General features: G+C 71.6%; 13 protein-coding genes. 6 read left to right on the forward strand and 7 right to left on the reverse strand.

Features of this window, described 5'->3' with window-relative positions; translation table 11 throughout:
• Window positions 1-2 precede the first annotated feature (2 nt).
• Both AC068Z_RS29360 and AC068Z_RS29365 read left to right on the forward strand, forming a co-directional pair.
• On the forward strand, window positions 3-1,016 hold the full coding sequence (locus AC068Z_RS29360) for an oligopeptide/dipeptide ABC transporter ATP-binding protein (RefSeq protein ID WP_478562096.1): 1,014 nt from the start codon (window positions 3-5) through the stop codon (window positions 1,014-1,016).
• The gene (locus AC068Z_RS29365) at window positions 1,013-1,939 is read left to right on the forward strand and encodes a dihydrodipicolinate synthase family protein (RefSeq protein WP_478562033.1); all 927 of its coding nucleotides are present in this window, start codon (window positions 1,013-1,015) and stop codon (window positions 1,937-1,939) included. The genes AC068Z_RS29360 and AC068Z_RS29365 overlap by 4 nt, the downstream gene beginning before the upstream one ends.
• Window positions 1,940-1,949: 10 nt before the next feature.
• Here AC068Z_RS29365 and AC068Z_RS29370 read toward each other — a convergent pair whose 3' ends face one another.
• The 6 genes from AC068Z_RS29370 to leuA form a co-directional block, all read right to left on the reverse strand.
• Window positions 1,950-3,134, reverse strand: coding sequence for a sialidase family protein (locus tag AC068Z_RS29370; RefSeq protein WP_478562036.1), 1,185 nt, complete (start codon window positions 3,132-3,134; stop codon window positions 1,950-1,952).
• 39 nt (window positions 3,135-3,173) lie between these two features.
• A complete protein-coding gene (locus tag AC068Z_RS29375; RefSeq protein WP_478562039.1) occupies window positions 3,174-3,836 on the reverse strand; it encodes a response regulator in 663 nt (220 codons plus the stop codon).
• Window positions 3,833-5,059, reverse strand: a complete 1,227-nt coding sequence (locus tag AC068Z_RS29380) for a sensor histidine kinase (RefSeq protein ID WP_478562042.1) — start codon at window positions 5,057-5,059, stop codon at window positions 3,833-3,835. The genes AC068Z_RS29375 and AC068Z_RS29380 overlap by 4 nt, the downstream gene beginning before the upstream one ends.
• A 171-nt stretch (window positions 5,060-5,230) precedes the next feature.
• A complete protein-coding gene (locus AC068Z_RS29385) occupies window positions 5,231-7,318 on the reverse strand; it encodes an MMPL family transporter (protein ID WP_478562045.1) in 2,088 nt (695 codons plus the stop codon).
• Window positions 7,319-7,458: 140 nt separating this feature from the next.
• Window positions 7,459-8,154, reverse strand: a complete 696-nt coding sequence (locus AC068Z_RS29390; RefSeq protein WP_478562048.1) for a TerB family tellurite resistance protein — start codon at window positions 8,152-8,154, stop codon at window positions 7,459-7,461.
• Between the two features lie 230 nt (window positions 8,155-8,384).
• Window positions 8,385-10,106 carry a 2-isopropylmalate synthase gene (gene leuA / locus AC068Z_RS29395; RefSeq protein ID WP_478562051.1) on the reverse strand — a complete coding sequence of 574 codons (1,722 nt, stop codon included), beginning with the start codon at window positions 10,104-10,106 and terminating at the stop codon, window positions 8,385-8,387.
• 329 nt (window positions 10,107-10,435) lie between these two features.
• Here leuA and AC068Z_RS29400 point away from each other — a divergent pair, with 329 nt between their 5' ends.
• From AC068Z_RS29400 to AC068Z_RS29415, 4 genes are all read left to right on the forward strand, one after another.
• On the forward strand, window positions 10,436-11,509 hold the full coding sequence (locus tag AC068Z_RS29400; protein ID WP_478562054.1) for a M4 family metallopeptidase: 1,074 nt from the start codon (window positions 10,436-10,438) through the stop codon (window positions 11,507-11,509).
• A 21-nt stretch (window positions 11,510-11,530) separates the two neighbouring features.
• Window positions 11,531-11,797 carry a protealysin inhibitor emfourin gene (locus AC068Z_RS29405; RefSeq protein WP_478562057.1) on the forward strand — a complete coding sequence of 89 codons (267 nt, stop codon included), beginning with the start codon at window positions 11,531-11,533 and terminating at the stop codon, window positions 11,795-11,797.
• Between the two features lie 67 nt (window positions 11,798-11,864).
• On the forward strand, window positions 11,865-13,181 hold the full coding sequence (locus AC068Z_RS29410; RefSeq protein WP_478562060.1) for a GH1 family beta-glucosidase: 1,317 nt from the start codon (window positions 11,865-11,867) through the stop codon (window positions 13,179-13,181).
• The gene (locus AC068Z_RS29415) at window positions 13,178-14,419 is read left to right on the forward strand and encodes an MFS transporter (RefSeq protein WP_478562063.1); all 1,242 of its coding nucleotides are present in this window, start codon (window positions 13,178-13,180) and stop codon (window positions 14,417-14,419) included. The genes AC068Z_RS29410 and AC068Z_RS29415 overlap by 4 nt, the downstream gene beginning before the upstream one ends.
• Before the next feature lie 50 nt (window positions 14,420-14,469).
• Here AC068Z_RS29415 and AC068Z_RS29420 read toward each other — a convergent pair.
• A partial coding sequence (locus AC068Z_RS29420) for a KH domain-containing protein (protein WP_478562099.1) occupies window positions 14,470-14,640 on the reverse strand: 171 nt, incomplete at its 5' end.

Below are 14,640 nucleotides of genomic sequence, written 5' to 3' on the forward strand. Positions count from 1 at the left end.
CGATGAAGCCGATCGTCGAACTGAACGACACCCATGTCGTCCACAAGGCCCGCAGCGGCGGCGTCTTCACCCGGGACCGGGTCCACGCCCTGACCGGCGCCGACCTCATTGTGCTGCCCGGCGAGACGGTCGGCGTGGTGGGCGAGTCGGGGTGCGGGAAGTCGACGCTGGCGAAGGTGCTGGTCGGGGTGGAGCGGCCGACCCTCGGCACGGTGTCCTTCCGGGGCCGCGACCTGTGGACCATGCCGCCGGCCGAGCGCCGCACGACCGTGGGCCGCAGCACCGGCATGATCTTCCAGGACCCCGCCACCGCCCTGAACCGCCGCCTGCCCGTCCGCCGGATCCTGCGGGACCCGATGGACGTGCACGAACAGGGCACCCGGCGCGAACGGGAGGACCACGTGCGGGAGTTGATGGCCCTGGTGGGCCTGCCCCGGGCCCTCGCCGACGCCCTGCCGGGACAGCTCTCCGGCGGTCAGCGCCAGCGCGTCGCCATCGCCCGCGCCCTCGCCCTCGACCCGGACCTGGTGGTGGCCGACGAGCCGACCAGCGCCCTGGACGTCTCGGTCCGCGCCCAGATCCTCAACCTGTTGCTGGACCTCAAGGAGCGCCTGGGCCTCGCCCTGGTCTTCGTCTCGCACGACATCCAGACGGTACGGCGGATGAGCGACCGGGTGATCACCATGTACCTCGGCCGGATCGTCGAGGAGGCCCCCGCCGACCGGGTGACCGACGGTTCCTGTCACCCGTACACCCGCGCCCTGTTCTCCGCCACGCCCGGACTGCTGCATCCGGTCGACCCGATTCCGCTGGTCGGCCCGGTCCCGTCGGCGACCCGCCCGCCGAGCGGCTGTCCCTTCCGGACCCGGTGCTGGAAGGCGACAGAACTGTGCGCGCAGGAGATGCCGGAATTCTCCGACGCGTCCACCCCCGGTCACCGGTACCGCTGCCACCATCCTGTCGAGGAGGACCGGTCGACCCGCGACCTGGCACAGTCCGCAAGGGAGCCGTCATGAAGCCGCTCACCGGTGTCGTCCCGCCCGTGTGCACCCCGCTGACACCGGACCGCGAGATCGACGTCCCCTCGCTGCTCCGGCTGGTCGACCATCTGGTGGAGGGCGGAGTGCACGGCCTGTTCGTGCTCGGCTCGACGTCGGAGGCGGCTTATCTGACGGACCGCCAGCGGCGGCTCGTGGTCGAGACGGTGGCCCTGCACGTGGGCGGCCCACTGCCGGTGCTGGCCGGGGTCATCGACATGACGACGCCCCGGGTGCTGGACCACGTGGCGAAGGTGGCGGCGGCCGGGGCGGACGCCGTGGTGGCGACGGCCCCCTTCTACGCGGCCACCCACCCCGCCGAGATCGCCCGCCACTACCGCCTCCTCGCCGCCGAGAGCCCGGTCCCCGTCCTGGCCTACGACATCCCGGCCGCCGTGCACACCAAGCTCCCCGCCGAGCTGGTCCTGGAGCTCGCCGCCGAGGGTGTGCTGGCCGGGCTGAAGGACTCCAGCGGCGATCTGGCCGGCTTCCGCGAGGTCGTCACCGGCGCCCGCACCCGCCCCGGCATCGGCGACTTCAGCGTGCTCACCGGCTCCGAACTGTTCGTCGACGCGGCCCTGGCGCTGGGCGCGGACGGGGCGGTGCCCGGACTGGCCAACGTCGACCCGCACGGCTACGTCCGTCTTGACCGCCTCAGCCGCGACGGCGACCGGCACCGGGCCCGGGCCGAACAGGAGCGGCTGTGCGCCCTGTTCGGCATGGTACGGGTCGGCGACCCCGCCCGGATGGGCAACAGCTCGTCCGCACTCGGCGCCTTCAAGGCGGCCCTGCACCTGCGCGGGATCATCGACTGCCCGGCGACCGCGGAACCCCAGGTGCCGCTGTCACCGGAGGAGGTGGAGCGGGTGGGCAAGTACCTGGCGGCGGCCGGACTGCTCTAGCACGGACGCGCTACAGCGTGCTCAGCGGCAGCCGGCGGAACTCGATCGACTCGTACGGGCTGCTCACTCCCGTCTCGTACAGCACCCCGACCGTGTTCGGGTCGACGCGGACCAGGTCGGAGTAGGCGGCGCGCTTCTGGGACAGCGTGGCCACCTTGGTGAAGGTCGCTCCGCCGTTGCCGCTGCGCCACACCGCCATGGCCTGCCGGGAAGTGGGCACGGACGGACCGGAGAACAGCAAGGGGGCGCCGAATCCCGGGAGTTGCAGGGCGCTCGCCTGCACCACCGGCACCTCGTTGAGGGTGGGCTGGACGGCGTAGGGGCGGAACAGGGTGCGCCCGCCGTCGGCGGACCAGCCGTCCACGCGGTTGCCGATGACGGAGCCGTGCTGGTCGCGGGCGTTGAAGTAGAGCCTGCCGTCGGGGAGTTCGGCGGCGGTGGTCTCGTTGGCGTTGTGCCGGCCGTCGTAGACGTCGTCCACGAAGCCCGTGCGCCAGGTGGTGCCGCCGTCGTCGCTGTAGATGGAGTGGCCGCCGTAGTACTTGGGCTCCTGCCCGGAGTCGGCCGAGCCGGGTGGCGGGGCCGCGGAGTGGTTCGAGGGGACCACGAGCCGTCCGGCGTGCGCGCCGAACCGGAGCGCCACCGCGTGCCCGGGCCCGGTGGCGTACCAGCGCCAGTTCGGCCGCTTCACCTGCTCGGTGATCTCGCGCGGTCCGCTGAAGCGCAGGCCGTCGTCCCAGCTCTTCTGGACGAAGACCCGGCGGCCCTGTTCCGGTGTCACCTCGCCGCGCATGATCTGCCCCTCGGTCACGGCACCGCTGTTGTAGGAGGTGACCAGCACGATCGCGCCCGTCCGCGGATCCACCACCGGCGCCGGGTTGCCCCGGGTGTCCCCGCCCCCCGCGGCCACCACGGTCAGCGGGCCCCAGGTGCAGCCGCCGTCGGTGGAGCGTCTGAGGACGACATCGATGTCGCCGGAGTCGCCCGCGCTGTTGTGCCGGCCCTCGGCGAAGGCCAGGAGCGTGCCCCGGCGGGTGGTGACCGTCGCGGGGACGCGGTACGTGTCGTAGCCGCCCTGCCCCGACACGTAGGGGACCGAGGAGGTGCACTCGGCGGCGGCCGAGGCCCTGCCGGTCGCGGTGAGCGGGGTGAGGAGGACTGCGGTGACGAGAAGAGTACGGCTCAGGAGGGTCATCGAGCTCCCTTGACGGAGTGTCAGACATTGACCTGTCCGTCACATGGTTCCCGGAGTCACCAGACCCGATTCGTACGCCACGATGACCAGCTGCGCCCTGTCGCGCGCCCCCAGCTTGCCCATGATACGGCTGACGTGCGTCTTCGCCGTGAGGGGGCTGAGCCCCAAGGCGTCCGCGATCTCGGTGTTGTTGAGCCCCCGCGCGACCAGCGTGAGCACCCCGCGCTCCCGCTCGGACAGGCACTCCGGTCCGCCCACCGCCGGCGTCGAGGGGCTGCGCAGAAATCGCGCGATCAGCCGTGCCGTGGGTCCCGGCGACAGCAGCGACTCACCCGCGGCGATCGTGCGGATGGCGTCGAGGAGTTCAGCCGGACGTGTGTCCTTCACCAGGAACCCGGAGGCCCCGGCCCGCAGCGCGTCCACGATGTGCTCGTCGGTGTCGTAGGTGGTCAGCACCAGCACCCGTACGCCGGCCAGGTCCTCGTCCGCCGCGATGAGCCGGGTCGCCTCGATGCCGTCTAGCTCGGGCATGCGGATGTCCATCACGACGAGGTCGGCGCGCTCGCTGCGGGCCAGCTCCAGCGCCTCCCGGCCGGTACCGGCCTGTCCGACGACCTCCATGTCCGGCGCGGACTCGACGAGCATGGCGAACGCGGCCCGGACCAGGGTCTGGTCGTCGGCGAGCAGGACACGGATGGTCACGTGGTTCCTTCCAGCGGCGGGAGCGGCAGTACGGCGGTCACCCGGAAGCCGCCCTTCTCGCACGGCCCGGCGTCGAGTGTGCCGCCCACACTGCGGGCCCGCTCGCGCATTCCGACGAGTCCGAACCCCGGTGCCCTGCCCGACGTCGGCCCGGTGCCGTCGTCGGTGACCGCGACATGCAGGGCGCCGTCGCGCTCGTGCAGGTCGACCAGGACGCCCGGTTCGGGTCCCGCGTGCCGTACGGCGTTGGTGAGCGCCTCCTGGACGATGCGGTAGGCGGCGGCGCCGACGGCGGGGGGCGCCTGCCGCACCCGTACCGTCTGCTCCACGCGCGCGCCCGCGAGCCGGGCGGCGGCCACCAGGTCGGGCAGGCCGTCGAGTCCGGGCAGCGGGCCGCGCGCGTCGGCCGGGCCGTCCTCGCGCAGCACCTCCAGGGTGGTGCGCAGTTCGCCGCGCGCTGTACGGCAGGTCTCGGCGATGTCGTCGAGGGCCTTGGCGACCGTCTCGCGGTCCAGCCTCTCGGGGTCGGCCGCGAGGACATGGGCGGCGACCGAGGTCTGCACTCCGATGAGCGTGATGCTGTGGGCGAGCAGATCGTGCAGGTCCCGGGCGATGCGCAGGCGTTCCTCGGCGACTCGGCGGCGGGCCTCCTCCTCGCGGGTGCGTTCGGCGCGCTCGGCGCGTTCGATGACCGCGGCGATGTACTGGCGGTAGTAGCGGACGTCGATGCCGACGAAGATGACGGCGAGGACCCAGCCGTAGATCCGCAGCAGTTCGACGGCCTGCTTGTCGCCGCCGAAGGTGAGCATCGCGGCGAGCGAGAGACCGAGGCCCGTGGCGGTGACCACGAGGGTGCGGAACGGCCGTTGGGTGACGGTGACCGTGTACAGCGCGATGAACGAGGCGGGGACCGGCGCCTGGTGGTTGTTGTCGAGGGCGTGGTACGGCAGGACGAGCGCCACCACGGCCGCGAACACGAGCAGCGGACGGCGGCGCCGCCACACCAGCGGCACATGGGCGCCGATCAGCAGCGCCCAGCCGACGGCGTCGGGCCGCCGGCCGGCGTCGGTGGACAGCGCCAGGCACACGGCCGTGGCGGCCGCCGCCAGCGCCAGCAGCACGTCGTTGCGGGTGCCGTGCGGGGCGGTCGTGGGATCGCGGTTGACCGCGGCCATGATCCGCTCGCCGATGCGGGGACTGGTCTGCTGCTGCACGGGGGTCATCTTCCGCTAGGAAGGCGCCCCTCCGGGAGATAGCGAGGGAGCCGAAGGGCGCGCCGGTGTCGAGAGGGCGATCGCGCGGAGGCCCGAAGGGCTGAGCACGATCGCCCTCTCGGCACCGGCTGAAGCGCCCGTAGGCGACCGAGCCATCAAGGAGGGAGGGGCGCCGGTCGGTCAGTGGGCTCCCGCGGTGACCCGCTCCGGGTCCTTCGGCGGTACGGGGCGCTCGGGCTCCTTGGACAGGGCGCCCGGCCACCACACCTTGCGGCGCAGGGCGACGCTCGCGCTGGTCACGAGGTAGGTGCGGACCAGGAAGGTGTCGAGGAGCACGCCGACCGCGATGACGAAGCCGAGTTCGACGAGCTGCACCATCGGCATGCTGGTGAGCACCGCGAAGGTGGCCGCGAGGACGAGCCCGGCGGAGGCGATGACCCCGCCCGTGGTGCGCAGCGCGGTGAGCGCGGCGACGTCCGGTTCGGCGCCCTTCAGGGACTCCTCGCGCATCCGGTGCATCAGGAAGATGCCGTAGTCGACGCCGAGGGCGACCAGGAAGACGAAGGAGAGCAGTCCGAGCCCCGGGTCCGTGCCGTCGAACCCGAACACCGGGCCGAAGACCAGCCCGCCGATGCCGAGGGCGGCGCCCCACACGGCGACCACGGCGGCGACCAGGATGAGGGGCGCGACGAGCGAGCGCAGCAGGGCGACCAGGATCAGCAGCACCGACAGCAGCACGATCGGCACGACGATCAGCCGGTCCCGGGCGTTGGTGTCCTTCAGGTCGATCTGCTCGGCGCTCGGACCGCCGACATAGGAGCCGTCGAGCTTGTCCCGCAGGTCCTCGATGGTCGCCGTCTCCCCCGCGGACTGGGGGGCGCTCTTGGCGATGACGGAGATCTCGGCCCAGCCGCCTCCGCTGCGTCCCTGTTCGGCGCTGTCGACTCCCCCGGTGCCGCGGATCTCGGCGAGGGTGGACTCGGCGCGGTCGGCCGGGGTGATGACGGTGATGGCCTGGGTGCCGCGCTCGGGGTAGGCCGCCGCGAGGGTCTCCATGGCGGCGACCGCGTCGGGCTTGCTGGTGAAGGAGTCCTCCTGCTTGAGGTTGCCGGGCAGGTTGAACGTGCCGAGCGCGAGCGCCCCGAGCAGCAGGCCACCGCCGACGAGAACGGCCACCGGACGCCGCCCGGCGGAGCTGCCCATCGCGGCGAACAGCGACCGGCGTGCCTTGGGCGTGCTGCCGTGGCGGGGGACGATCGGCCAGAACACCCGCCGTCCGAGCAGCACCAGCACGGCGGGCAGCAGCGTCAGCATGGCGACCAGGGCGCAGAGCACCCCGACCGTGCCGAGCGGCCCCATGCCCCGGCTGGAGTTGAGGTCGGCGGCGAGCAGGCAGAGCAGCCCGGCGGCGACGGTCCCGGAGGAGGCGAGCACGGCGGGCCCGCAGCCCTTGAGCGCGGCGGCCATGGCCTCGTACGGCCGCTCGATGCGGCGCAGTTCCTCGCGGTACCGGGAGACGAGGAGCAGGGCGTAGTCGGTCCCGGCGCCGAAGACGAGGATCGTCATGATCCCGGAGCTCTGACCGGAGACCGATGTACCGAACCACTGGTTGAGTCCGTAGGCGACGCCCATGGACAGGTAGTTGGCGACCCCGGCGACGACGAGCGGCACCAGCCAGAGGAAGGGGCTGCGGTAGATGATGATCAGCAGCAGCGCGACGACGGCGACGGTGGTGTAGAGCAGCGGCCCGTCGAGCGAGTTGTAGACCTCGGCGGCATCGGTGGCGAGCGCCCCTTCGCCGCCGACCTCGACGTCGAGCCCGCCGCTCCCCTGGGCGATGTCCCGCACGCCGTTGACGAGCGCGTCCCGGGCCTCCTCGTCGGTGCCGGGCTCGTTGCTGGCCACGGGATACATGAGCGTGGTGCCGTCCTCGGAGGGCACGCCCACGGGCTCCCCGGTCAGCCGGTAGGAACCGGCGATCTCGGCGACCTGCTCCGCGGCGACGCTCTCGTCCTCGGCGGTCAGCCCGCCGTCCCGGTGGTAGACCACGACCATCTGCGTGGTCTCACCGCCGGGCAACTGGTCCTGGATCTTGGCGACCTGAGTCGAGTCGGCGCTCGCCGGCAGGTAGTCGACGGCCCGGTCCCGTTGCACATCGGCGAGCTTCGAGGCGAACGGCGAGGCGATCGCCAGCACGAGGATCCACAGCCCGAGCACAAGCCACGGAACGCCCCGCCGCCGTCGTACGGATGTCCTTACGGCCCCCATGACACGGGCCTCCCTCCGGTCGGATCATCTGGTTCGGCTTCCAGACTTCCGGGGGAAGGGGGCGGGTTCGTCGGGCGGGAGGGCGAGTTGGGCGGTACTTCCGGGGGCGGCGGACGGGGCCCGTTACTCCCTGGGGAGTACTACGACGGAGTACGCGCCGCCGCCAGCAGCCGGGTCACGTCGTCGGCGCAGATGGTCAGGGCCGCGCCCACCGTGGCGAGGACCTCGCGTTCGGCCGGGGTGTAGGGGCCGTCCGCGAGGGCGATGCGGGCGCCCTGGAGAAGGATCGACTCGCGACCGGGGCCCGCGAGGTGCGGGGCCAGGGGGTCCAGGGCCTCGTGGAGCTCTATGGCCAGGCCCGCCCCGCAGGGCTCGCCCAGGACGCGGCCGGTGTCGGCCGCCAGGGCCTCGACGAGCGCGTCGAGCTGTTCCTCCGTGCAGTCCTCGAAGCCGGCCGCGCGGACCGCCGAGGCGGCGGCCTCCAGGGCCGTACGGGCGCAGGAGCCGCCCGCGGCCAGGACCGCGAGGGCGACGGTGTGCACGGCGTCGCGGAGCATCGCGGAGAAGCGGGTGGTGGTGGGGTGGTCCAGGACGTCGGTGCCGAAGTGCCGACGGCAGGCCGCGCACTCCACCACGGGTCCGGTCTCACCGCGCGGCAGCACCGGTACGCCCAGCAGGGTGAACCGGCGGCGCCCGGTCAGCCGCTGGTAGTTGCGGTCACCGCCGCAGCCGGGGCAGAAGAACTCGCCGTCCCCGACAGCTGTCCACGCGGTCCGCGTGCCCAGGATGCGGGCAGGCCTCGCGGCACGGCCGTTTCGTCCCCGTCCTGGCAGCACGTCGCACCTCCGCGAAACCCGCGGCAACGTCGCCGCGCTTGCGTGATGTTAGCCACATCCCCCTGGCCTAGTCAGCACCTTGGACGAGACCTTTCCGTGACCTGCACAGCCATTGGCTTGTATACGCCGGTCAAGCAGGACATACCCAGGGGCGCGGGGAACTGCGCGACAAGCCACGACGCACGCGCGGCCGACACACAGCCCCCGCAGGCACCCAGTGGTCGAAAGAACTACCGCGCGGCCCGGTTCACGGCGGAGACGACCGCCTTCAGCGAGGCACGCGTCGTGTTCGCGTCGATACCGATGCCCCACAGAACCTTGCCGTCGATCGCGCACTCGATGTACGAGGCGGCCTGCGCGGAGGCGCCCTCGCTCATCGTGTGCTCCTGGTAGTCCAGCAGCCGTACGTCGATCCCGATCGACTGCAGCGCGTCGAAGAAGGCCGAGATGGGACCGTTGCCGGTACCCGTCAGCACGGTGTCCGTGCCGTCGACCGTCGCCTCCACCTTCAGCGTGTCCACGCCGTCCGTGTCCGTCGTCGACTGGCCGTTGCGGACCTGGATACGGCCCCACGGGTTCTGCGGGTTCGGCAGGTACTCGTCCTGGAACACCGACCAGATGTCGGAGCCGGTGACCTCGCCGCCCTCCGCGTCCGTCTTGGCCTGGATGAGCTTGGAGAACTCGATCTGCATCCGGCGCGGCAGGTCCAGCTTGTGGTCGTTCTTCAGGACGTACGCGATACCGCCCTTGCCGGACTGCGAGTTGACCCGGATGACCGCCTCGTAGGAGCGGCCGACGTCCTTCGGGTCGATCGGCAGGTACGGCACCGCCCACTCGATGTCGTCCACGGTGACCCCACGCGCCGCCGCGTCGGCCTCCATGGCGTCGAAGCCCTTCTTGATGGCGTCCTGGTGGGAGCCGGAGAAGGACGTGTAGACCAGGTCGCCCACGTACGGGTGGCGCGGGTGGACCTCCATCTGGTTGCAGTACTCCCACGTACGACGGATCTCGTCGATGTCGGAGAAGTCGATCTGCGGGTCGACGCCCTGCGAGAACAGGTTCATGCCCAGGGTGACCAGGTCGACGTTGCCGGTGCGCTCGCCCTGTCCGAACAGGCAGCCCTCGACGCGGTCGGCGCCGGCCATCAGCGCCAGCTCGGCCGCTGCCACCGCCGTACCGCGGTCGTTGTGCGGGTGGACCGACAGGACGACGTACTCGCGGCGGGACAGGTTGCGGTGCATCCACTCGAAGCGGTCCGCGTGCGTGGACGGCGTCGAACGCTCCACGGTGGCGGGCAGGTTGAGGATGATCTCGCGGCCCGGCCCCGGCTGGTAGACGTCCATCACCGCCTCGCAGACCTCCAGCGCGAAGTCCAGCTCGGTGTCGGTGAAGATCTCGGGGCTGTACTGGTAGCCGAACTCCGTCTCGGGGTCCAGCAGCTTCTCCGCGTACTCCATGACCAGGCGCGTGCCGTCCACGGCGATCTGCTTGATGTCGTCCTTGGAGCCGCGGAAGACGACTCGGCGGAAGACCGGCGCGGTGGCGTTGTACAGGTGGACGGTGGCCCGCTTGGCGCCCTTCAGGGACTCCACCGTGCGCTCGATCAGGTCCTCGCGGGCCTGGGTCAGCACCGAGATCGTGACGTCGTCGGGGATCGCGCCGGGCTCTTCGATGATCGACCGTACGAAGTCGAAGTCGGTCTGGCCGGAGGCGGGGAAGCCGACCTCGATCTCCTTGTAGCCCATCTTGACCAGCTGGTCGAACATCCGGCGCTTGCGCTCGGGCGACATCGGGTCGATCAGGGCCTGGTTGCCGTCGCGCAGGTCGGTGGAGAGCCAGCGGGGGGCCTGAGTGACGCGCTGGTTCGGCCAGGTGCGGTCCGGGATGTCGACCTGGTCGTAGCGACCGTACTTGTGGATCGGCAGGGAAGTGGGCTGCTGGCGGTTCGCCATGATTGCGGGGCTCCTCAGGATGTCCGGAAGGACGGCCGACGACGCAACGCGAAGCTCCGCGGGGAGGGAGTCGACCTGGACTACAGGCCCTCGCCGCGGCAGCTAAGAAGAAGCAGCCCGAAAAGCATGATGCGCAGCATGCTAGCCGAGCCGCCCGCGATGCGGCGGTGCGTATCAGTATGCGGGATCCCCTCGGGCGATGGGGATGAATAGGACAAAAAGTGCGCCATACCACTCCGTGACCGGCGGGCGGGGGTCTTGTCGGCACATTTCACCAATCATGGTGGCGGCTAGTGACAGCGGCATAACGCAGTGCAATGGTGCCGGGCATGACGAACCACGGGGGCCACGAGCCCGTCTTCTGCACCGTCGTACCGCCGCATGTCCTCGACAAACTGGCCCAGGCCGAGGACCCCGCGCTGTCCGGACCGGCCCGCCGGACCCTGCAGCGCGACGCCTACGAGCGCACCCACCGCCGGCTGACCACCGTGCTCGGCGCGCCCGCCGTCGCCCCGCCCGCCGACGCCGAGCCCGGCAAGCCCTCCCGCACGATCTACGACGCCCGGCACGGCACGGGCCTGCCCGGCCGGAAGGTCCGCGCTGAGGGCGAGGAGCCCGGCAAGGACGCCACCGTCAACCGCGCCTACGCGGGCCTCGGCGCCACCTTCGAGCTGTTCCTGAAGGCCTACGCGCGCGACTCCATCGACGGCGGCGGCCTGCCGCTGGACGCGACCGTGCACTACGAGAAGGACTACAACAACGCCTTCTGGAACGGCGAGCAGATGGTGTTCGGCGACGGGGACGGGGAGATCTTCCTCGACTTCACCATCCCCATCGACGTCATCGGGCACGAACTCGCCCACGGCGTCACGCAGTACACCGCCAACCTCACCTACTTCGGCCAGCCCGGCGCCCTGAACGAGTCGATGTCGGACGTCTTCGGCGCGCTCATCAAGCAGTACACGCTCGGCCAGACCGCCGCCGAGGCCGACTGGCTGATCGGCGCCGGGCTGCTCGCCCCGCGGGTGACGGGCAAGGCGCTGCGCTCGATGAAGGAGCCCGGTACGGCGTACGACGACGACGTGCTCGGCAAGGACCCGCAGCCCGCGACGATGGACGACTACGTCCGCACCGGCCGCGACAACGGCGGCGTCCACATCAACTCCGGCATCCCCAACCACGCCTTCTACCTGGCCGCGACCGCCCTCGGCGGACACGCCTGGGAGCGCGCCGGGCAGATCTGGTACGACGTCCTGACCGGCGGCGAGCTGAAGCCGCAGGCCCTCTTCGTCGACTTCGCGACGCTGACGGGCGCCGCCGCGAAGGCGCGGTACGGCGACGGCAGCGAGGAGCTCCAGGCGGTCATGAAGGCCTGGGAGCAGGTCGGCGTGCGCACGCTGTAGTTCCGTACTAGACAGGACCCCATGCGGATTCAGGTGAGGCGCACCGGAGGTTTCGCGGGCATCGAGCGGTTCGCCGAGGTGGACATCTCGGGACGGCCCGATGCCCAGGAGTGGCGGTCCCTGGCCGAGCGGGCGCTCGCGGAAGGCAGGGGCACGCCCCCGGTCGGGGTGCCCGACGGCTTCAGCTACCAGATCACCGTGGACGGCAGGACCGTGTACTGCGCGGACCCACGGTTGACCGAAGAACAGCGGAAACTGATCACTCGGGTGCTCAAGGAAGGGGCCTGACGGCTCGAAGGAGAGGGGTAACGGCTTGTTTCCGCCTGGCCGTTGACTTCCGTTACCCCGGGTACCGATGATCCGGCGCATGGCGACGCAAGCGATACCTCAGTTCCCGGCGGACTTCCTGTGGGGCGTGTCGACCTCGGCCCATCAGATCGAGGGCGCGGCCGAGCTGCGCGAGCCGTCCGTGTGGGACGCCTTCACGGCACTGCCGGGACGGGTGAAGGACGGCTCGACGGCGGCGGTGGCGTGCGACCACTACCACCGCTACCGCGAGGACGTGGCCCTGCTGGCCGGGCTCGGGGTCGGCGCGTACCGCTTCTCGATCTCGTGGCCGCGGGTCAACTCCCCCGGCGGCCTGGACTTCTACGACCGTCTCGTCGACGAACTGAGCGCGGCGGGCGTACGGCCGGTCCCCACCCTCTTCCACTGGGACCTGCCGGCCGGTCTCGACTGGCTGGAGCGGGACACGGCGGCACGGTTCGCCGAGCACGTGTCGGTGGTCGCCGAGCGGCTCGGGGACCGCGTGCACAAGTGGATCACCCTCAACGAGCCCGCCGAGCACACCCTGCTGGGCCATGCGCTGGGCGTCCACGCGCCCGGCCGACGGCTCCTGTTCGACGCGCTGCCCGCCGCCCACCACCAGCTTCTCGCCCACGGTCTGGCCGTACGGGCGCTGCGCGCGGCCGGGGTCACGGACATCGGGATCGCCAACTCGCACGGGCCGACGTGGGCGGCGTCGAAGGAGCCCGCGGACGTGGAGGCGGCGGACTTCTACGACGTACTGCTCAACCGGCTGTTCGCGGACCCGGTGCTGCTGGGCGAATACCCGGCGGGGATCGGCGAGTTGATGCCGGGCGATGTGGCGGCCGACCTGAAGGTGATCGGGGAGCCGCTGGACTTCTACGGCGTCAACTACTACGCCCCGACGAAGGTGGGCGCGCCGCAGGGCGCGGAGATCGAGTTCGGCGGGGTGGCGATGCCGGCCGAACTCCCCTTCTCCGTGCGGGAGATCGAGGACGTCCCGGTCACCGACTTCGGCTGGCCGGTGATCCCCGAGGCGCTCACCGAACTGCTCACCGGCTTCCACGAGCGCTACGGCGACCGGCTCCCGCCCGTCGTCATCACCGAGAACGGCTGCTCCTACGAGGGTGTCGACGACCAGGAGCGGATCGCCTACCTGGACGGCCACATCCGTGCGCTGCGCCGGGCGACGGAGGCCGGGGTGGACGTGCGCGGGTACTTCGTCTGGTCGCTGCTGGACAACTTCGAGTGGGCGGAGGGGTACGCGCGCCGGTTCGGGCTCGTCCACGTGGACTACGACACCCTGGAGCGGACCCCGAAGGCGTCGTACGGCTGGTTCCGGGACGTGCTGCGGGCGCAGGGATGACGGTCGGGGCGCTCAGCGACCCGGTCGACCGGGTCGGCCCCGGCTGGACCACGGCACTCTCGCTCGCCAACTGGGCGATCTGGGTGGGCTGGTACGGACCGCTGCAGATCCTGTTGCCCGAGCAGGCCGAGGACTTCGCGCCCGGCACGGGGATGTCGAAGGAGACGCTGCTGGCCTGGGTGGCCGGGTTGGGCGCGGCGGTCTCGTTGCTGGCGAACCCGCTGTTCGGCGCGTTGTCGGACCGGACGACGGCCCGCTGGGGGCGCCGCACGCCGTGGATCGTGGCGGGGACGGGCGCGGGCGCGCTGTCGTTGCTGCTGCTCGGGGGCGCGGACGGGTTCTGGGGGATGATGCTGGGCTGGTGCCTGGTGCAGCTGACCCTGAACGCGGCCTTCGCGGCGGTGACGGCGGCGGTGCCGGACCGGGTGCCGCGGCTGCAACGCGGCTCGGTGGGCGGCTGGTTGGGGGCGGCGCAGATCTTCGGGGCGGTCGCGGGGACGGGGCTCGCGACGGCGGTGGGCGGGGTCGGGGCGGGGTACGCGGCGTGCGCGGTGTTCGTGGTGGCGGGGGTGCTGCCGTACGTACTGCGCCACAAGGACCTGAGCCTGGCGCCGACGGACCGCCCGACCTGGTCCTCCTGGGCCTTCCTCCGGGGCTTCTGGCTGAGCCCGCGCCGCTATCCCGACTTCGGCTGGGCCTGGCTGACCCGCTTCCTGATCAACCTGAGCAACGCGCTGGTGATCCTGTACCTGCTGTACTACCTGCGCGACCGCCTGAAGTACGACGACCCCGACGAGGGCGTGCTGATCCTGACCGCGGTGAACAGCGTGACGCTGCTGGCCACGGTCGTGGTGGGCGGGGTCTGGTCGGACCGGGTGGGCCGGCGCAAGCCGTTCGTCCGCTGGTCCGGCGCGCTGATCGCGGCGGCGACGGCCCTGCTGGCGGCGTGGCAGACGTGGCCGGGTGCGATCGTGGTGGCGGCGCTGCTGGGGGTGGGCCTGGGCGTCTTCATGTCGGTCGACTTCGCCCTGATGACGGACGTCCTGCCGAAGGCCCTGGACCGGGGCAAGGACCTGGGCGTGATCAACGTGGCCAACGCCCTCCCCCAGGTGGCGGCCCCCGCCCTGGCGGCCCCCATAGTGACCCACCTGGGCGGCTACCGCGTCCTGTACGCACTGGCGGCGGCGATCGGGGTGGCCGGGGCGGTGCTGGTGGGCCGCATCAAGTCCGTCGACTAGCCACCCCTACCCCGAACTGCTCAGAACCCGAGCCGCCAGGGCCCCAGCCCTCAGAACCCCAGCCGCCGCAACTGCTTCGGATCCCGCTGCCAGTCCTTCGCCACCTTCACATGCAGGTCCAGGAAGACCGGCGTGCCCAGCAGCGCCTCGATCTGCTTGCGGCTCTTGATGCCGACTTCCTTCAGGCGCTTGCCCTTGGGGCCGATGATGATGCCCTTCTG

It is taken from the genome of Streptomyces sp. NPDC043726 (assembly GCF_056436565.1).